This window comes from Rhizobium beringeri, assembly GCF_004306515.1.
Taxonomy (GTDB): Bacteria; Pseudomonadota; Alphaproteobacteria; order Rhizobiales; family Rhizobiaceae; genus Rhizobium; species Rhizobium beringeri.
In genome coordinates, this window is sequence record NZ_SILG01000001.1 from 4,123,799 (window position 1) to 4,142,176 (window position 18,378).

19 protein-coding genes and 1 pseudogene are annotated in these 18,378 nt (G+C 61.0%); 13 read left to right on the forward strand and 7 right to left on the reverse strand.

Annotated features, from left to right (window positions below):
* The first annotated feature begins 15 nt into the window (after nucleotides 1-15).
* The 11 genes and pseudogenes from ELH03_RS20585 (at nucleotide 16) to ELH03_RS20640 (ending at nucleotide 8,732) form a co-directional block, all read left to right on the forward strand.
* Nucleotides 16-336 (forward strand): chorismate mutase, encoded by a 321-nt coding sequence (locus ELH03_RS20585; protein ID WP_018481791.1) that lies wholly within the window; start codon nucleotides 16-18, stop codon nucleotides 334-336.
* A gap of 48 nt (nucleotides 337-384) precedes the next feature.
* Nucleotides 385-759, forward strand: coding sequence for a 30S ribosomal protein S16 (rpsP, locus tag ELH03_RS20590; protein WP_130766600.1), 375 nt, complete (start codon nucleotides 385-387; stop codon nucleotides 757-759).
* Between the two features lie 114 nt (nucleotides 760-873).
* The gene (gene rimM, locus ELH03_RS20595) at nucleotides 874-1,443 is read left to right on the forward strand and encodes a ribosome maturation factor RimM (protein ID WP_029767597.1); all 570 of its coding nucleotides are present in this window, start codon (nucleotides 874-876) and stop codon (nucleotides 1,441-1,443) included.
* Nucleotides 1,444-1,447: 4 nt separating this feature from the next.
* Complete coding sequence (trmD, locus tag ELH03_RS20600; RefSeq protein ID WP_128400375.1) at nucleotides 1,448-2,131, forward strand: tRNA (guanosine(37)-N1)-methyltransferase TrmD; 684 nt, start codon at nucleotides 1,448-1,450, stop codon at nucleotides 2,129-2,131.
* A 336-nt stretch (nucleotides 2,132-2,467) separates the two neighbouring features.
* Nucleotides 2,468-3,022 (forward strand): 50S ribosomal protein L19, encoded by a 555-nt coding sequence (rplS, locus tag ELH03_RS20605; RefSeq protein ID WP_003582945.1) that lies wholly within the window; start codon nucleotides 2,468-2,470, stop codon nucleotides 3,020-3,022.
* A 144-nt stretch (nucleotides 3,023-3,166) separates the two neighbouring features.
* Complete coding sequence (locus tag ELH03_RS20610) at nucleotides 3,167-3,964, forward strand: basic amino acid ABC transporter substrate-binding protein (protein ID WP_128400376.1); 798 nt, start codon at nucleotides 3,167-3,169, stop codon at nucleotides 3,962-3,964.
* Between the two features lie 9 nt (nucleotides 3,965-3,973).
* On the forward strand, nucleotides 3,974-4,786 hold the full coding sequence (locus ELH03_RS20615) for an amino acid ABC transporter permease (protein ID WP_018243986.1): 813 nt from the start codon (nucleotides 3,974-3,976) through the stop codon (nucleotides 4,784-4,786).
* A 283-nt stretch (nucleotides 4,787-5,069) separates the two neighbouring features.
* Nucleotides 5,070-6,479 carry a 3-isopropylmalate dehydratase large subunit gene (gene leuC, locus ELH03_RS20625; protein ID WP_018243987.1) on the forward strand — a complete coding sequence of 470 codons (1,410 nt, stop codon included), beginning with the start codon at nucleotides 5,070-5,072 and terminating at the stop codon, nucleotides 6,477-6,479.
* A gap of 553 nt (nucleotides 6,480-7,032) precedes the next feature.
* Entirely contained in the window at nucleotides 7,033-7,800 is a 768-nt protein-coding gene (locus tag ELH03_RS20630) for an SDR family NAD(P)-dependent oxidoreductase (protein WP_128400378.1), read from the forward strand.
* Nucleotides 7,801-7,995: 195 nt separating this feature from the next.
* Nucleotides 7,996-8,223 (forward strand): annotated as a pseudogene (locus tag ELH03_RS20635) (transposase); the annotation flags it as partial.
* A gap of 161 nt (nucleotides 8,224-8,384) precedes the next feature.
* The gene (locus tag ELH03_RS20640) at nucleotides 8,385-8,732 is read left to right on the forward strand and encodes a cell surface protein (protein ID WP_128400379.1); all 348 of its coding nucleotides are present in this window, start codon (nucleotides 8,385-8,387) and stop codon (nucleotides 8,730-8,732) included.
* 82 nt (nucleotides 8,733-8,814) lie between these two features.
* Here ELH03_RS20640 and ELH03_RS20645 read toward each other — a convergent pair whose 3' ends face one another.
* Nucleotides 8,815-9,645 (reverse strand): aldo/keto reductase, encoded by an 831-nt coding sequence (locus tag ELH03_RS20645; RefSeq protein ID WP_128411863.1) that lies wholly within the window; start codon nucleotides 9,643-9,645, stop codon nucleotides 8,815-8,817.
* 131 nt (nucleotides 9,646-9,776) lie between these two features.
* Nucleotides 9,777-10,298: a L,D-transpeptidase family protein gene (locus tag ELH03_RS20650; RefSeq protein WP_128411864.1), complete on the reverse strand. Its 522-nt coding sequence runs from the start codon at nucleotides 10,296-10,298 to the stop codon at nucleotides 9,777-9,779.
* Nucleotides 10,299-10,465: 167 nt separating this feature from the next.
* Between ELH03_RS20650 and ELH03_RS20655 the strand changes: the two genes are divergently transcribed.
* Both ELH03_RS20655 and ELH03_RS20660 read left to right on the forward strand, forming a co-directional pair.
* On the forward strand, nucleotides 10,466-11,149 hold the full coding sequence (locus tag ELH03_RS20655) for a response regulator transcription factor (protein ID WP_105007655.1): 684 nt from the start codon (nucleotides 10,466-10,468) through the stop codon (nucleotides 11,147-11,149).
* A 139-nt stretch (nucleotides 11,150-11,288) separates the two neighbouring features.
* Nucleotides 11,289-11,744 carry a cyclic nucleotide-binding domain-containing protein gene (locus ELH03_RS20660; protein WP_018481801.1) on the forward strand — a complete coding sequence of 152 codons (456 nt, stop codon included), beginning with the start codon at nucleotides 11,289-11,291 and terminating at the stop codon, nucleotides 11,742-11,744.
* Between the two features lie 33 nt (nucleotides 11,745-11,777).
* On the opposite strand, the gene ELH03_RS20665 is transcribed toward ELH03_RS20660, so the two are convergent.
* From ELH03_RS20665 to ELH03_RS20685, 5 genes are all read right to left on the reverse strand, one after another.
* On the reverse strand, nucleotides 11,778-12,581 hold the full coding sequence (locus ELH03_RS20665) for an exodeoxyribonuclease III (protein WP_128400381.1): 804 nt from the start codon (nucleotides 12,579-12,581) through the stop codon (nucleotides 11,778-11,780).
* 101 nt (nucleotides 12,582-12,682) lie between these two features.
* Nucleotides 12,683-13,351, reverse strand: a complete 669-nt coding sequence (locus tag ELH03_RS20670; RefSeq protein ID WP_128400382.1) for an outer membrane lipoprotein carrier protein LolA — start codon at nucleotides 13,349-13,351, stop codon at nucleotides 12,683-12,685.
* Nucleotides 13,352-13,490: 139 nt separating this feature from the next.
* Nucleotides 13,491-16,187: an FtsK/SpoIIIE family DNA translocase gene (locus tag ELH03_RS20675; RefSeq protein WP_130766601.1), complete on the reverse strand. Its 2,697-nt coding sequence runs from the start codon at nucleotides 16,185-16,187 to the stop codon at nucleotides 13,491-13,493.
* A gap of 250 nt (nucleotides 16,188-16,437) precedes the next feature.
* Nucleotides 16,438-17,868, reverse strand: coding sequence for an ammonium transporter (locus tag ELH03_RS20680; RefSeq protein WP_064649637.1), 1,431 nt, complete (start codon nucleotides 17,866-17,868; stop codon nucleotides 16,438-16,440).
* A 27-nt stretch (nucleotides 17,869-17,895) separates the two neighbouring features.
* Nucleotides 17,896-18,246, reverse strand: coding sequence for a P-II family nitrogen regulator (locus ELH03_RS20685; RefSeq protein WP_003543684.1), 351 nt, complete (start codon nucleotides 18,244-18,246; stop codon nucleotides 17,896-17,898).
* Nucleotides 18,247-18,378 lie beyond the last annotated feature (132 nt).

Sequence of the window (18,378 nt, forward strand, 5' to 3'; positions counted from 1 at the left end):
AGGATCGCTTGCCCCATGATTGATCCAAACGTCAAAGCCCAGCTCGCGAGCTATCGTCAGTCGATCGACAATATCGATGCCGCTCTCGTGCACATGCTGGCCGAACGCTTCCGCTGCACCAAAGAGGTCGGCGTGCTGAAGGCCAAATACAATCTGCCGCCGGCCGACCCGGCGCGCGAGGAATACCAGATCGAACGCCTTCGCCAGCTGGCGAAAGCCGCCAATCTGGATCCGGATTTCGCCGAGAAGTTTCTGAACTTCGTCATCAAGGAAGTCATCCGGCATCATGAGCAGATCGCTGCGGATCACGCTGAACAGGGCGCCGCGGCCCGATAACCGTACCGCTTAACGAAGCGGTCAAGAAAAGCCCAAGGAGTAAAGAACATGGCACTGAAAATTCGTCTCGCCCGCGGTGGCTCCAAGAAGCGCCCGTACTACCACGTCGTTCTCGCCGATGCGCGCAGCCCGCGTGACGGCCGCTTCCTCGAAAACCTCGGTTCCTGGAACCCGATGCTTGCCAAGGACGATGAGAAGCGCGTTCAGCTGAACGCCGAGCGCATCAAGCACTGGATCGAAAACGGCGCTCAGCCGACCGACCGCGTTCTGCGCTTCCTCGATGAGGCCGGCGTTGCCAAGCGCGAAGTCAAGAACAACCCGGTCAAGGCAAAGCCCGGCAAGCGCGCCCAGGAACGCGCCGCCGAAAAGGCTCAGAAGGTCGCCGACGCCGCCGCTGCTGCTGCTGCAGACGCCGCGGAATAATCGGGACATTCCCTTTCGAGCGGGCGGCATGGCGACATGCCGCCCGTTTTCGTTTCCAATCGCCCGCACTTCGTTTATGAGAAACCTGTCTTTCGGCTTCACATGAAGGAACCCATGACAAAGCTTGAAAACCCCGTTCTGATGGCGACGATCGGTGGCGCGCAAGGCCTCCGGGGCGAGGTGCGCGCCAAGGCCTATACGGCCGATCCCGGCGCGCTTGGCGACTACGGCCATCTCCACAGCATGGACGGCCGCAGCTTCGAAGTCCTCGAAATCCGCGAGATGAAGAATGTCGTCGTCGTCCGTTTCCGTGGCGTCAACGACCGCAATGCCGCCGAGGCTCTGAACGGGCTTGAACTCTATATCGAGCGGGACAACCTGCCGGACGAAGAGCTGGAGGACGACGAGTTCTACTATGCCGATCTCGAAGGGCTCGAGGCGCGGGACGACAAGGGTGTCAGCTATGGCACGGTCACCGGCGTCTTCGATTTCGGCGCCGGCGACCTGCTGGAACTCAAAGGTCCGGGCAAACGCCCGGTGCTGATCCCCTTCTCCGAAGCCTCGGTGCTGGAGATCGACCTCGAGGCCGGCACGCTGTTGATCGATCCGCTGGCGGCGGGTCTGGTCGACGATCCGGAAGAGCTTTCGAAATTCACCCCGGACAAGCCGAAAAAGAAGAAGTGACGCCATGGCTTTCCAGGCGAGCGTGCTGACACTTTATCCGGAAATGTTTCCGGGGCATCTGGGCTTCTCGCTCGCCGGCAGGGCGATGGAGCGGGGGCAATGGTCGCTGGATGCGGTGCAAATCCGCGACTTCGCCACCGACAAGCACCGCACCGTCGACGATACCCCGGCAGGCGGCGGCGCCGGCATGGTACTGAAACCCGACGTTCTCGCCCGCGCGATCGATAGCGCCTCAGAAAACGATCCCCGCCCGCGGCTGCTAATGAGCCCGCGCGGCCGGCCGCTGACGCAGCAGCGTGTGCGCGAGCTCGCGGCCGGCGACGGCGTCATCATCGTCTGCGGCCGCTTCGAGGGCGTCGACCAGCGGGTGATCGAGGCGCGCGGACTGGAAGAGGTCTCGATCGGCGACTACGTACTATCAGGCGGCGAGCCGGCGGCGCTGATCGTGCTCGATGCGATCGTCCGCATCCTGCCTGGTGTCATGGGCAACGATGTTTCCGGCCTGCACGAAAGCTTCGAAGGCGGACTGCTGGAACATCCGCATTATACCCGGCCGCAGGAGTGGGAAGGTCGGGAAATCCCCTCGATCCTCACCTCCGGCAACCACGGCGCCATCGACAAATGGCGGCATCAGGAAGCGGTGCGGCTGACCCGGGAACGGCGGCCGGATCTGCTCGAAAAAGGCTAGCGTATCGGCTCGAAAATCGGGGTCGATTTTCGGAAAGCACGATGCGTAGATTCAAAGTGTTACAGCGTCCTTTACGCGTCAGAAAAAGAGGTGCGGCGCTGTAAAGTGAGAAAAACGGCTGATTTCGCAGCCCTTTTCACAAAAATGCCGTCCAAGGGATGACAAGCCCTGGCCTTTCGTGTATTGGCGCACGCGGAAATGGGGTTTATCCCCGTCTGCCAGCAAACAAAGAATGGCGAATCCGCTCCCGCCCTTGACGGGCAAAGTCCTGAGGCCAGTTCCGAAGGATCAGTGTTGAGCGCTCTGGCTGTTTCAGAAGAACCAAAGGTTAAGACGATGAACATCATTCAGCAGCTTGAGGCCGAACAGGCCGCCAAGATCGAAGCCAAGCGCACGCTTCCCGAATTTTCCCCGGGCGACACCGTCCGTGTCAACGTGAAAGTCACGGAAGGCACCCGTACCCGCGTTCAGGCCTATGAAGGCGTCTGCATCGCCCGCTCCGGCGGCGGCCTGCAGGAAAACTTCACGGTCCGCAAGATCTCCTACGGCGAAGGCGTCGAGCGCGTATTCCCGGTCTACTCGCCGATGATCGAAAGCGTCGACGTCGTTCGCCGCGGTAAGGTCCGTCGCGCCAAGCTCTATTACCTGCGCGACCGTCGCGGCAAGTCTGCCCGTATCGTTGAAGACACCGGCGTCCGCGCCCGCAAGCTCAACGACGCCGAGCGCGCCGCCATTGCCGAGGAAAAGGCACGCATCGAAGCTGAAAAGGTCGCAGCAGCTCAGGCGCTCGCCGCCGAGAAGGCAGCAGCCGAAGCTGCGGAAGCCAAGGCCGCTGCCGAAAAGGCCGCCGCAGAAGCAGCCGCCGCTGCAGCGGAACCGGCAGCAGAATAAGATCTGCGCTACGCAAAATTCTTTGCTTGGAAAGGCGGCCTTCGGGTCGCCTTTTCTATTTTTTGCTTCGGTGCGCAGCCGGCGGCCTTGCCTCAGGCCTACCTTCCGTGACAGTTTTTGCCGTTCAATTTGGGAAACCGTTCAATGTTGTTTCGTCGTACCGTTCTTGCGAGCTTCGCCGCCCTTGCTCTTCTGCCCCTGACCGCCTCGGCCGCCGAGCTGCCTGATCTCGGCGGCAAGAGCGTCGTCGTCGTCACCGAGAATGCCTATCCGCCGCTGCAATTCGTCGATCCGAAATCCGGCAAGGCGATCGGCTGGGAATATGATGCGATGACCGAGATCGCCAAGCGGCTGAACTTTAAGGTCGAATACCAGAACACCAGCTGGGACGCGATGATCCAGGCGGTTTCCGACGGCCAGTACAACATCGGCATGACCGGCATCACCATCAAGGACGACCGCAAGCAGAAGGTGGATTTTTCCGATCCCTATATGCGTTCGCAGCAGTTCATGCTGGTGCGCGGCGACGAGAAACGCTTCACCGACGCCAAGTCCTTCGGCGAATTCAAGGATGGCCTGGTCGGCGCGCAGCCCGGCACCACCCCCTTCTACACCGCGGTCTACGAAGTGCTTGATGGCAACGAGCAGAACCCGCGCATCAAGCTCTTCGAAACCTTCGGCGCCACCGTCCAGGCCCTGAAGGCCGGCGACGTCGACGTCGTGCTGACCGACGGCACCGCCGGCAAGGGTTATGTCGATGCCTCGGGCGGCGCCCTGAAGCTGATCGGCGAGCCGCTCGGCACCGAGGATTTCGGCTTCATCTTCCCGAAAGGGTCCGATCTTGTCGCCCCGGTCAATGCCGCCATCGCCGCACTCAAGGCCGACGGCACGCTGGATGCGCTGAACAAGAAGTGGTTCCTCGACTACAAGATGGGCGAATGACGCCAAGCAATGGCCCTGCGACCATCTCCCGACAGATACGTCAAGGATGACTATCCCTGGTGGCTGGTCGCGCTTGTCGCGATCGGCCTCGTCCTTGCCGCCGTCATCGTCACCAATGATATCTATGCCCAGGTTTTCCGCACCGTCGTCAACGGTGTCGGAATCACGGTCTTCGTCACGCTGGTCGCCTTCGTGCTCGCCACCGTGCTCGGCCTCGGCATCTGCCTGCTTGGCATGGCCGACAGCCAGGTGTTGCGTCAGATTGCACGATTCTACATCGAGATCATCCGCGGCATACCGATTCTCGTACTGCTGTTCTACGTCGCCTTCGTCGGCGCGCCGGCCCTGGTCGCAGCCTATAATTTCCTGATTTCGCCGCTGGTGACATCAGGCGTGACCGAGCCCATCCTGGTGCGCGACCTCTCGCTGATGTGGCGAGCGATCATCGCGCTGACGGTCGGCTATTCCTCCTTCATCGCCGAAATCTTCCGGGCCGGTTTCCAGTCGGTCGATCTGGGCCAGATCGAGGCGGCAAAGGCCCTCGGCCTCTCGCGCTACCGGCGCTTCCGCTCCGTCGTCTTCCCGCAGGCGATCCGGGTGATTTTCCCACCGCTCTCCAACGATTTCGTCTCGATGGTGAAGGACAGCTCGCTCGTCTCCGTCCTCGGCGTCGCCGACATCACCCAGATGGGCAAGGTCTATGCCGCCGGCTCCTTCCGCTTCTTCGAAACCTATTCGATCGTCACCTATATCTATCTGATCCTGACGATCGGCCTGTCGCTGGCGCTGCGGCGGACGGAGAAATGGATGAAGTCGCGGTGACTGCACCAATTGCCGCACCACTGAGGGGCCTCAGAAGGCCTCCTGATGATTCAAATTGAAGCCGCCGCGAAAAATCGCTATATGCAGGGCCATGGAATCCAAGTTCAGATGCATTGGTGCGCATATTTTCGTGCTGCAGGACCATTATCGCCTGCCGGCTCGGTTTTTTGCGTGCGTGTCCGGTGCGCTCAACAGCCGACTTCGTTGATCGAATGACGGCCGGCGGAGCCTGATCTGCCATTTCTCGATTTTCCAAAAGCTTTAGAAAAACGGACTTAACGCCATGAGCGCACCGCGTACCCTCTACGACAAGATCTGGGACGATCATCTGGTCGACGAACAGGCAGACGGCACCTGTCTTCTCTACATCGACCGCCATCTGGTCCACGAAGTCACCTCGCCGCAGGCTTTCGAAGGCCTGCGCATGACCGGCCGCAAGGTTCGCGCGCCGGAAAAGACGCTCGCCGTCGTCGACCATAACGTTCCGACCTCGCCCGACCGCCATCTCGGCATCAAGAACGAGGAAAGCCGCATCCAGGTGGAAGCGCTGGCGACCAACGCCGCCGAATTCGGCGTCGAATATTATTCGGCAAGTGACAAGCGCCAGGGCATCGTCCACATCGTCGGTCCGGAACAGGGCTTCACCCTGCCCGGCATGACCATTGTCTGCGGCGACAGCCATACCTCGACGCATGGCGCTTTCGGCGCGCTGGCACACGGCATCGGCACCTCCGAGGTCGAGCATGTTCTGGCGACCCAGACGCTGATCCAGAAGAAGGCAAAGAACATGCTGGTGCGGGTCGACGGCGTGCTTCCGCCGCACGTCACCGCCAAGGACATCATCCTTGCCATCATCGGCGAGATCGGCACGGCCGGCGGCACCGGCCACGTCATCGAATTTGCCGGCGAAGCGATCCGCGCGCTGTCGATGGAAGGCCGCATGACCATCTGCAACATGACGATCGAAGGCGGCGCCCGCGCCGGCCTGATCGCCCCTGATGAAAAGACCTTCGAATACATCAAGGGCAAGCCGCGCGCGCCGAAGGGCGAGGCGCTGGAACAGGCAATCGCCTACTGGAAGACGCTGCAGACCGACGAGGGCGCTCATTATGACCGCGTCGTCGTGCTCGATGCTGCCAGCCTGCCGCCGATCGTCTCCTGGGGCTCCTCGCCCGAGGATGTCATCTCTGTCCAGGGCATCGTTCCGAACCCCGACGACATCCAGGACGAAACCAAGCGCACCTCCAAGTGGCGCGCGCTCGACTACATGGGCCTGAAGCCGGGCACGAAGATGACCGACATCACGCTCGACCGCGTCTTCATCGGCTCCTGCACCAACGGCCGCATCGAGGATCTGCGCGAAGTCGCCAAGGTGGTCGAAGGCAAGACGGTTGCCCCAACTGTCGACGCGATGATCGTGCCAGGCTCTGGCCTCGTCAAGGAACAGGCGGAAGCCGAAGGCCTCGACAAGATCTTCAAGGCCGCCGGTTTCGACTGGCGCGAGCCGGGTTGCTCCATGTGCCTTGCCATGAACGACGACCGCCTGAAGCCGGGCGAACGCTGCGCTTCGACCTCGAACCGCAACTTCGAAGGCCGTCAAGGCTTCAAGGGCCGCACGCACCTCGTCTCGCCAGCAATGGCAGCCGCAGCCGCGATCGCCGGGCACTTCGTCGATATCCGCGAGTGGAACTGATCTGATCCAGCCAATTGATCAACTTGCAAGCCGCCCGATGCACATCGGGCGGCTTCGCATTTATGGCGTCTGTCGCTTCGGCGTCCACATGCTGGGACCTGCACAGCCCTGCGCCTTCTCCGACGCGCAAAGAGCTCTGCAGCCCTCTGAATTGCTGCACTAAAGCCTTTGTTTTTGCGCATGTCGCTGTCGCAAAACCGCTGCACAGTTTTGCGCGACATGCCGTAAATTGCTTCCGATTTAACTAGGCTGTGAACTCATAAATCTGCTGGACTGATAGCCTACAGAGTCCGCTATGCCCCAATGGCCGACGCGTTGCTGCATAGCAGCGAAACGACGCTATGTGCCAAAAGCGGAATTGCCGATCAAGCAGGTTTGCGGCTGCCGGCTTACCAGCCGAGATCACCAAAACTGAAGGCATCACCGATCGTGGCATCCTGCCGTTCATATGAGCATTATGCCGATCCGCTCTTGCCGCGTTTCTCTGCAGGGAACATACCTAACCTCACAAAGCGGTATTTCCAACGGATGTCGGATAAGAGGAGCCCATGAAATGGATCTGCAGCTCACTGGCAAAAAGGCACTGGTAACCGGCTCAACTCGGGGGATTGGGCTTGCCATCGCTGAGCGTCTTGCGTTGGAGGGAGCCGACGTCGCGATTTGTGCCCGCAGCGGCGACGCCGTTGAGGACACGGTCAAGGCACTAGAATCCAAGGGAGGCAAGGCCTGGGGCCGGTCGGTGGACGTCAAAGACCCAGCAGCACTTCGGAGCTGGGTTGAAAGCGCTGCGGCGGCGCTTGGCGGTGTCGACATTTTGGTGGCAAATGCCAGCGCCTTATCTTTCGGCCTTAGCATCGAGGCGTTCCAGTCGGCCTTCGACGTCGATCTGATCCACACGGTGACGGCAGTTGAGGCGGTTATGCCGCACCTTGAGCGATCACGGGCGGGGAGCATCGTCGCCATTGGCTCGATTGGGGGAGTCGAGGATTCAGAACTCAATGCTTACACAGAGGTGTCCTATGGCGCCATAAAGGCTGCGCTGCACTTTTACATCAAGTCGCTCGCCCGGACCGTCGCACCCAAGGGTATCCGAGCCAATGTCGTCAGCCCCGGTTCGACGTTCTTTGACGGTGGTGCCTGGGATCAAATCAAGAGCGAGCAGCCCGAAGATTTTCGCAATGCGGTTGCCATGATCCCGATGGGCCGCATGGCGAGGCCCGAGGAGATCGCCAACGTCGTCGCATTCACGGCGAGCCCAGCGGCGAGCTACGTCACCGGCGCCAATCTGGTGGTTGACGGCGCCTTCACGCGACGCATCTAAGCTAACGTGTCACACGTGGAATTGAGGCCGGTGGGCCATGGACCGCCACGCTGCCGCTAGGGCCAATGTCGCTGCTGGGTCATTCGAGACCGGGTCGAACCGGCAGCAAGTCTGGCCATGTCAGTTATTGCGCCGGAACCGGAAGTAGATTCAGAACGTTAGCGACTCCGCCGATTGGATTGGGAGCTGGCTCGCCAGCAAGGAGCATGGGCGAACATTCCGCCGAAACGAAATCGCAAAGACCCGATCTGCTTCAGCCCCTATCTCTATCGCGCACGCAACCTGATCGAACGGTTCTTCAACAAAATTAAGCAATGTAGGCGTGTCGCGACCAGATACGACAAACTCGCGGCCAACTATCTGGCGTTCGTCAAACTCGCATCAATCCGAATTTGGCTACGCGCTAATGAGTCCACGCCCTAAGTCGTGGCGGGCGAGCCCGTTTGTGCATGGCCCACCTTCCCAATTTCATCCTTTCGGGCAATCGACATCGATATATTCCTGTGGCCTCATCGATAATCAGGCGCGACACGCGACAGATACCGTTCAGGCTTCGGCGAACACCGCGCCATCGGGGAAGCGCCATGAGGCAGAAATTAGTAGCGAGTTTACTGCGAGCCAGCCTGATCATGTTTGCACCGCTGGCATCGATCGACGCCGTCGGCGCCGCGCCGATGCATCCCGCCATACCGCCAGTCACGGTCGCCTCGGGCCAACTGCTGCAGGTTGCGCAGAAGAAGATACCGTCACTCAACGGATACCGCGGCTACAGCAGCGGCCGGCCCGGCTATATCAAGAGCGCGAACGGTTATTGGTATCCCTCACGCGCCTTCGACGATTATACCGGCTCAATTGGAAGACCGCAGAGCCTGGGCAATAGCTGCAGTTACGGCTTCGCCCCGACCAACGGATCGTCCAATTGCAATTATTGACTGAAGGCGGCATGCCTACGTCAAGTGGCGGCCGCCCGGGTGGTCTCTCCTCCGGGGCGACCGCTGATGCGCTCGGTAATGCTCAGAAGGCGGCCGTCAACGGATCCGGTCCCATGCGGGCGTCGGCGCTGTCGAGCTTGGCGATCGCGGCCATGTCGTCGGCATCGAGCTTGAAGTCGAACACCTGGAAGTTCTCCTCGATGCGCGACGGCGTCACCGATTTCGGGATAACGACGAGGCCGGTGTCGATGTGCCAGCGAATGATCACCTGAGCCGGCGTCTTCTGATGCTTTTTGGCGATCTCGCCTATATCAGCGTTCGAGATGAACTTGCCCTGGCCGAGCGGGCTCCAGGATTCGGTGGCAATGTTCAGCTTTTGATGAGCCTCCTGCGCCGCCTTCTGCTGGAAATCGGGATGCAGCTCGATCTGGTTGATGACGGGAACGACGCCGGTTTCGCCGATGATACGCTCGAGATGTTCAGGATAGAAATTCGACACGCCGATCGAGCGGGCGCGGCCCTCCTCCCGGATGCGCACGAAAGCCTTCCAGGTCTCGGTATAAAGGCCGCGATGCGGCGACGGCCAGTGAATGAGATAGAGGTCGACATATTCGGAACCGAGCTTCTTCAGGCTGCCGTCGAAGGCTCGCAGCGTATTGTCATAGCCCTGATCGGTATTCCTGAGCTTGGTGGTGACGAAGATATCTTTGCGGTCGAGGCCGGAAGAGCGAATGCCTTCGCCGACGCCCTCTTCGTTGTCGTAGCCGGAAGCCGTATCGATATGACGATAGCCGGCGGCGATCGCAGTGCGCACGGTGGGAGCGGCAATATCCTGTGGCGTCTGCCAGACGCCGAGGCCGACTTGGGGAATGGAATGTCCGTCATGGAAAGTGATGATAGGTTGAGCGGTCACAATATATCTCCGGGAGTTTGAAGAATTGGACGAGGCATGAATTGCGCCCGCGCTTGCGGACGTCCCTGAACGCATTTCAGCCGGAGCGTTCGGTCACCGGAAGCATATAGGCGACCGCATCCGGAAGACAATCAGACGACGCGGACAATCGTTCCCTTTCGAAGGTGGGGCAGCAGGCGGCGCATGTCGCGCAGGCTTACCGCCACGCAGCCCGCCGTCGGCTCGTAGCCTGGCCGGATGAGATGGAAGAAGATCGCCGAGCCGCGATTACGCGCACGCGAGGAGATGTTCCAGTCCATCACCAGACAGATATCGTAGAGCCCGTCGCTGCGCCGCATCTCTTCATGACTTGCGCGGAACGGCGTCCTGACGAGGCGGTTGTAGCTGGCATTGCCAGACTGATCGCACCAGAGCATGTCGGGGCGGATGCGGCGAATGGGAAGCGGAGTGACGAGCCGGCCGTTCCGCTCGCCGCGCCGGAAGCCTAATATCAGCCTCATCGAGGCGATCGGCGTGGCGCCGTCGCCCTCGCGTTTCATCACCGTGCGGCCGGAGCGGCCGATCGCAGCGGGCACGGTGATGGCGCCGAACCGGACGATCGCCCGGCTCTTGCGCCCCGGCGCAGCACGCACAACGATCGTCGACGGCGTCATACCCGGCCTCTGCCTTGCTTTTTCCATTTTTCTCGCATGTCGTGCCTTGTCTGGGGCTTCGATTGAAATCATATCGAAACCGGCCCGGCAACAGCCCGTTGCCCGATCCTTGCCAAACCAGGAATTTGGCGTAGGACTAGGGGACTTAACATGAGGACGCAAACGGCATGACCGCACGCACCATTCTTCTGGTGGATGACGACGATGACCTTCGGCAGACGCTGACGGAGCAATTGTCGCTGTATGAGGAATTCACGGTTCTGCAGGAAGCCAACGCCGGCAGAGGTGTCGCGACCGCCCGCTCGACGCCGATCGACCTGCTGATCATGGATGTCGGCCTGCCCGATATGGACGGCCGCGAGGCGGTGAAGCTGCTGCGCAAGGGCGGCTTCAAGGCGCCGATCATCATGCTGACCGGCCATGATACCGATTCGGACACGATCCTCGGTCTTGAAGCCGGCGCCAACGACTATGTCACCAAACCTTTCCGCTTCGCCGTTCTGCTCGCGCGCATCCGTGTGCAGTTGCGCCAGCATGAGCAGAGCGAGGACGCGACCTTCACCGTCGGGCCCTATCTCTTCAAGCCGAGCCAGAAGCTCCTGACCACCGATAACGGCCAGAAGATCCGGCTGACGGAAAAGGAAGCGGCGATCATCCGCTATCTCTACCGCGCCGAACAGAAGGTCGTTACCCGCGACGTGCTGCTCGAAGAGGTCTGGGGCTATAATTCCGGCGTGACGACGCATACGCTGGAAACCCACGTCTACCGCCTGCGCCAGAAGATCGAGCGCGATCCTTCCAATGCCGAAATTCTCGTCACGGAAAATGGCGGCTACAAGATCATACCCTAGAGCATTTCCGTTTTTCTCCGAATCACGGAAATGCTCTATCTCTTTGTTTTCACGCAATTCCCGGCAAAAGTGTTTCACGCTTTGCCTGGCAAAACCGCTAGGCACTTTTGCTGGAATTGCTCTAAGGCGAAAAGCCCGCATGGCGCTGACTGACGACATCCACATGCTCGCGCAGCTTCCTCTGTTCAAGGACATGAACGAGGATCAACTGCGGTTGGTCGCCTTCGGCGCCGACCGGCGCATGATCGCTGCCGGCCAGATGCTGTTTCGCCAGGGCTCGCCCGCCGAGAGTGCCTATGTCATCCTCAGCGGCAGCCTGGAGCTGAGCGCGACGAGCAGCGACGGCATGCAGAGGACAGAGGGGATCGCCGGTCCCGGAACCCTGGTTTCCGAACTAGCGCTGGTGACGCTGGTGGAGCGCAAGTTCACCGCGGTAGCGCGCGAGGACACCAGTATCATCCGCATTACCCGCGCCCTCTTCCACCGGCTGATCGAAGAATATCCGGACGCAGCCCGGCTGATCGAGAACCGCATCCGCGACAATCTCGCGGAGCTTGCGGCAAAGGCCGCAAGCCAGTTCTACCGCTTCAGCTGATCTTGATAGAGGCCGCGCGTCCGAGAGGATGCGCTAGAAATCGAAATGCGCCGTCACCGGCACGTGGTCGGAGGGACGATCCCAGCCGCGCGCCTCCTTCAGGATCTCGATCCGCTTCAGATGCGGCCCGAGATCCGATGACGACCAGATATGGTCGAGACGGCGGCCGCGATCTGCCGCCTCCCAGTCCTTGGCGCGGTAGCTCCACCAGGTGTAGAGCTTCTCGTTTTCAGGCACATGCTGACGCATCAGATCGAGCCAGGCGCCGCGCTTCATCACCTCGAGCAGCCCCTCGGTTTCGACGGGCGTATGGCTGACGATCTTCAGAAGCTGCTTGTGCGACCAGACATCGTGCTCCAGCGGCGCGATGTTGAGGTCGCCGACGAGGATGGCTGAGGTGTTGGCCTCGCCGTTGGCTTTCAGCAGCTTCATCTCCTCGATGAAATCGAGCTTGTGGCCGAATTTCGGATTGATCGTGCGATCCGGTTCGTCGCCGCCGGCCGGGACGTAGAAATTATGCAGCCGGACGCGGCGATTGCCGTGCTCGAAGATCGCCGAGATGTGGCGCGCATCGCCGACGCCGCAATAATCCTGCCGGTGATCTTCGGTCAACGGAATGCGCGAGGCGATCGCCACGCCGTGATAGCCCTTCTGGCCATGAATGATGATGTGATCATAGCCCATCGCCCGTAGCGGTGCCGCCGGAAACAGGTCGTTCGTCACCTTGGTTTCCTGCAGGCAGAGGATATCGGGCCTGTGCTTGAGTACGAGCTGCTCGACGATCGGCATGCGCAGCCGCACCGAGTTGATGTTCCAGGTGGTGATCGAAAAGCCCATGCCCATACCCTCTCACGCTTTCATGAAAGGGCTTTAAAACAAAGGTGGACGCTAGGGAACCGGCCGCGTGCAAAAGCGGCCGGCGATCAACCGAAAAGGTTTCAGTCGCGCGACTGAGGCGTGCCCGGAATGGTTTCATAGGGCACGCGGAAGACGCGATCGTCGAACTGCACGCCGGTCTTGACGTTGAAGATCATCACCGAGGTGTCCTTGCCCTGATTGTCGGTGATCGTCCACTGACGCAGGTCGTAGGTCTTCGGATCGAACATCATGGTGATGGTCGAGTTTCCGAACACCGTATTGTTGCCGAGCGCGATCGTCGTCAGGTCAGACTCTTCCTTCACGCCCTTCACCATGCCGGCCGACAGGTCGATATGCTGCGCCAGGAGCAGGCTGAGCGGGGTCTTGGAGAGCGGATAGAGATCCCAGGTCTTGAGCTTCGTATTGCCGATGGCGACGTTCTTGCCGTCGGCGATCACCCGCATCGGCGACGGATCGTCATAGTTGAAGCGCAGCTTGCCGGGGCGCTGGATGAAGAACTTGCCGCCGGTCTGCTCGCCGCGCGGGCCGAACTGCACGAATTCGCCCTGCATCGTCGTGACGCCGGAAAAATGATCGGCGATCGCCTGCGCCGTGCCGGAGGCTGGAGCTGCCGCCTGCGCATAAGCGCCGAAGGGAATGGCGCTCGCCATTGCAGCAACGGCGAAGGCGCCGAGAAGATCGCGGCGCGTTACCGTCAGGCCGGAGAGGAAGGTATCGGAGTGACTCATCTAAATCTCCTTTATGCGATCTGCATGCTGCCGAAAGGCGGCGTCTTCAAGGCGTTGCGATCGGCCTGCGAGAGGTAACGGCTTCGATGCTATCAGGTTTCCGCAAAAGCGGCTGCATCGGAAATATATGCCTGATATGTCAGCGGTCGAGGATGTCGCCTTCGGTGGGAACGAGGATCTCGCGTTTGCCGGCATGGTTGGCCGGTCCGATGATGCCTTCCTTCTCCATGCGCTCGACGAGCGAGGCGGCGCGGTTGTAGCCGATGCCGAGCCGGCGCTGGACGTAGGAGGTCGACGCCTTGCCGTCGCGCAGCACGATGGCGACCGCCTGATCGTAGGGATCTTCCGATTCGGAAAGATTGGACGTGCCGGCCGGACCGCCGCCGCCACCGCCGCCGTAATCGCCGTCCTCGTCATCATCGGCGGTGATCGCGTCGAGATATTGCGGCGAGCCCTGGGTCTTCAGATAGGAGACGATCTCTTCCACCTCGACATCCGAAACGAACGGGCCGTGCACGCGCTGGATACGACCGCCGCCCGCCATGTAGAGCATGTCGCCCATGCCGAGCAGCTGTTCGGCGCCCTGTTCGCCAAGGATGGTGCGGCTGTCGATCTTCGACGTCACCTGGAAGGAGATGCGGGTCGGGAAGTTTGCCTTGATCGTGCCGGTGATGACGTCGACGGACGGACGCTGTGTCGCCATGATCACGTGAATGCCGGCCGCGCGCGCCATCTGCGCCAGACGTTGGACGGCGCCTTCGATATCCTTGCCGGCGACCATCATCAGGTCGGCCATCTCGTCGATGATCACGACGATATAGGGCATCGGCCGCAGATCGAATTCTTCGGTCTCATACATCGCCTCGCCGGTATGGCGGTCGAAGCCGGTCTGCACCGTACGCGAGATCGCCTCGCCCTTCGACAGCGCCTGCTCGACGCGGGTGTTGAAGCCATCGATGTTGCGCACGCCGATCTTCGACATCTTCTTGTAGCGCTCTTCCATCTCGCGAACGGTCCATTTGAGCGCGACGACGGCCTTTTTCGGATCGGTGACGACAGGCGAAAGCAAATGCGGGATGCCGTCATAGACGGAGAGTTCGAGCATCTTCGGGTCGATCATGATCAGCCGGCACTGCTCCGGCGTCATGCGGTAGAGCAGCGACAGGATCATCGTGTTGATGGCGACCGACTTGCCGGAGCCGGTGGTGCCGGCCACCAGCAGATGTGGCATCTTGGCGAGATCGGCGATGACGGCTTCGCCGCCGATCGTCTTGCCGAGCGCCATGGCGAGCTTCGCCTTGCTGCCTTCAAAATCCCTGGAGGCGATGAGTTCACGCAGATAGACGGTCTCGCGCGTCTGGTTCGGCAATTCGATGCCGATCGCGTTGCGGCCGGGCACGACGGCAACACGGGCGGCAATGGCGCTCATTGAGCGGGCGATATCGTCGGCAAGGCCGATGACGCGCGACGACTTGATGCCGGGCGCCGGCTCCAGTTCGTAGAGCGTGACGACGGGGCCCGGACGGACATGGATGATCTCACCCTTGACGCCGAAATCTTCCAGCACGCCTTCGAGCATGCGGGCATTCTGTTCCAGCGCATCGGCCGAAAGCGTGGAGTCGCGCACGACATTCTTCGGTTCGGCGAGCAGATGCATCGACGGAAGCTGGAAACCCTCGGGACGGATGAACGAGCCCTGCGCCTCCCGCTCGATGCGGGCGCTGGGCTTCGGACGTGCGACCACCGGGACGACGCGCGGTTCCGGCTTGCCGGCCGCCTTTGCCGGTGCACGGATCATCCAGTCGTCGTCATCGTCGTCGGGCAGGATATCGGCCGGGCGCGGCGGCATGTCGGTATCAAAGGGCAAGTCGTCGTCATTGTCATCGTCGTCATCGATCGACAGCGACGGCGCAGAGACGATGCGCCGCGGCGAAGCCGCCCTTGGCCCCATCGATGGTTCCATCGAGGGCTCCATGCGCTCGCCGCGGACGGTCGGTGCCTTGGCACGCACGGGTTCGTTCAGCGTCCCGAACTCGTCATCGTTGAAATCATAAGGTGATTCGTAATCGCCCTGACGGCGCTTGCGCGGCCCCATGCCGAAGAGCCGGCGCAATCGGCCCTGGCTCATGTACCAGGCATGCGTCACGGCACCGCTGAAAGCGACCCAGCGGGACTCGTCTTCCTCGTCGTCCTCGTCTCCGACGACGCGGGCCTTGCTACGGGTATCAACGTAGTCCTCCTCGATCTCTTCGTCTGCGTCGCTGCGGCCGACGAGGCCGGATGCAAAGAGCATCATCCAGGCGGTCGGCGCGGCAAAGATGCAGCCGACGATCATGGCGAAGGTGCCTGTGGGATAAGCGCCGACGAAGAGTGCAGGAAAACGCAGGATCATGTCGCCGACGACGCCGCCGATGCCGTTCGGAATCGGCCAGGTGAGCGGCGGCGGAAAACAGCCGATGACGGCGGAAGAAAGCACCGAACCGGCAAACCAGGCGCCGATGCGGGCAGGAATACGGCTGAAGCGGCGGCCCGAGATCAGCGTCAGCGCCCAGGCGACGATCGGCAGCATCGAAACGACGCTGGCAAGGCCGAGGAATTGCATGACGATATCGGCAAAGGCGGCACCGCTGTAACCGAGAATATTGGTCGGCAGGTTGGCGGTGGCATAGGAATAGCTCGGATCCGCGACATTCCAAGTCGCCAGCGCCGCGACGCAGAACGCCAGCAGCAGAAAGATCGCAAAGCCGATCAGCGCCTGGATCTGCCGCAGCATGAATGCCGAGAAGGAGAACCGATCCGGACGGCCATCCATTGCCGGCGACGTGCTTCTTGCCATGTGTCTAACCCGTCCAATGCCTGAGGACACGCGAATCGCTAAAGCTTCGCCGTGCCAAAATGCGTCCGCTCTACCTAATCAGAGCCGGGTTAAAGCGATGTTAACCATGCATGCCTGGACGTGCATTCCGAGCAGGGAAATGAAAAAGACCCGAACCTTGGAAGGTCCGGGCCAAATGCGGTCTATGGTTAGATAGGCCGCGACGGGCCGTGCAGCGGCGCCCTTCTGCCGGTCGCCGCAAACCCTGTGATCAAGAAGAGTGGTAGGCGGCTTCGCCGTGGGTCGATAGGTCGAGACCTTCGCGCTCGGCTTCAACGGTTACACGCAGGCCGATGACGACGTCGACGATCTTGTAGAGGATCGCAGAACCGATACCCGACCACAGCAGCGTCGTCAGCACGCCCTTGGCCTGAGCCCAGACCTGGGTTGCCGTGCCGGCATAGGAGGCTGCGAAATCGGCTGTGGAATAATCGACGATGCCTGCACCGCCTAGCGCCGGGTTGACGAGGATACCGGTGCCGAGAGCGCCGATGATGCCGCCGATGCAATGGACGCCGAAGACATCAAGGCTGTCGTCGTAATTGAACTTGTTCTTCACGACGTCGACGAAGAAGTAGCAGACCGGCGAAACGATGAGGCCGAGAACGATCGCGCCCATCGGGCCGGCAAAGCCTGCCGCCGGGGTGATGGCAACGAGACCGGCGACCGCACCGGAAGCGCCACCGAGCATGGAAGCCTTGCCGCGGGTGAGGGATTCAACGATGCACCAGGACACAGCAGCAGCAGCCGTTGCGACGAAGGTGTTGATAAAGGCAAGCGAGGCATAGGCATTGGCTTCGAGGTTGGAGCCGGCGTTGAAGCCGAACCAACCAACCCAGAGCAGCGAGGCGCCGACCATCGTCAGCGTCATCGAATGCGGAGCCATGATTTCCTTCTTATAGCCCGTGCGCTTGCCGAGCATGATGGCGCCGACGAGGCCCGCAATACCGGCATTGATGTGAACGACCGTGCCGCCGGCGAAGTCGATTGCGCCGTAGGAGAAGATCAGGCCGGCTGGCGAGGTGTAGGAGCTCGGACCGCCCCAGAACCAGACCATGTGCGCCATCGGGAAGTAGATGAACGTGACCCAGAGCACGACGAAGAGCATGACGGCCGAGAACTTGATGCGCTCGGCGAATGCGCCGACGATCAGGCCGGGCGTGATGCAGGCGAAGGTCATCTGGAACACGATGAAGGTGTATTCCGGAATGGCGACGCCCTTCGAGAAGGTTTCGGCGAGCGACGACGTATTGACGCCAGCGAGGAACGCCTTGGAGAAGCCGCCGACGAAGCTGTTCAGCGAGCCGCCGTCGGTGAAGGCGAGCGAATAGCCATAGGTCACCCAGATCAGCGCCACGACGGCCGTGATCATGAAGACCTGCATCAGCACCGAGAGCATGTTCTTGGCGCGGACGAGACCGCCGTAGAAAAGCGCAAGGCCGGGGATGGTCATCAGAAGGACGAGCGCCGAGGAGACGAGCATCCAGGTATTGTCACCCTTGTCCATGGTGAAAGCAGGAGCAGCAGCGGCGGTGGCGGCAGCTGGCGCAGCCTCCTGCGCGAAAGCGACGGCCGGCGCCAGAAGGGCGGCCGAAGCTGCGCAAAGCCGCGCAAAGGTGGAAGAAAACTTCGAAATTGACATTGGATAAAGCTCCTTGATCTGCCGTTCTTACAGCGCTTCTGAATCGGTTTCGCCCGTACGGATGCGCACGGCATGGTCGATCGAATAGACGAAGATCTTGCCGTCACCGATCTGGCCGGTCTTGGCCGATGCCGCGATGGCCTCGACCGCCCTGTCGACGAGTTCTGATGCAACCGCGATTTCGATCTTGAGCTTCGGCAGGAAGCTGACTGCATATTCGGTGCCGCGATAGATTTCGGTGTGCCCCTTCTGGCGCCCGTAGCCCTTCACCTCGGTTACGGTCAGCCCCTGAATACCGATCGCCGTAAGGGCTTCGCGGACCTCATCGAGCTTGAACGGCTTGATAATGGCCATCACAATTTTCATCTGGTTTCCCATCCTTCGTTATCCTCGGCGCGGAGCCGACTCTCCTTGCCGCTGACGTTCCTGAACAGCGACCGGCGATACACATTCAAGGGGCGTGCCAGATTCGAGGCAGATCGTAAGTTATTGAAAAGTAAAGGTTATAAT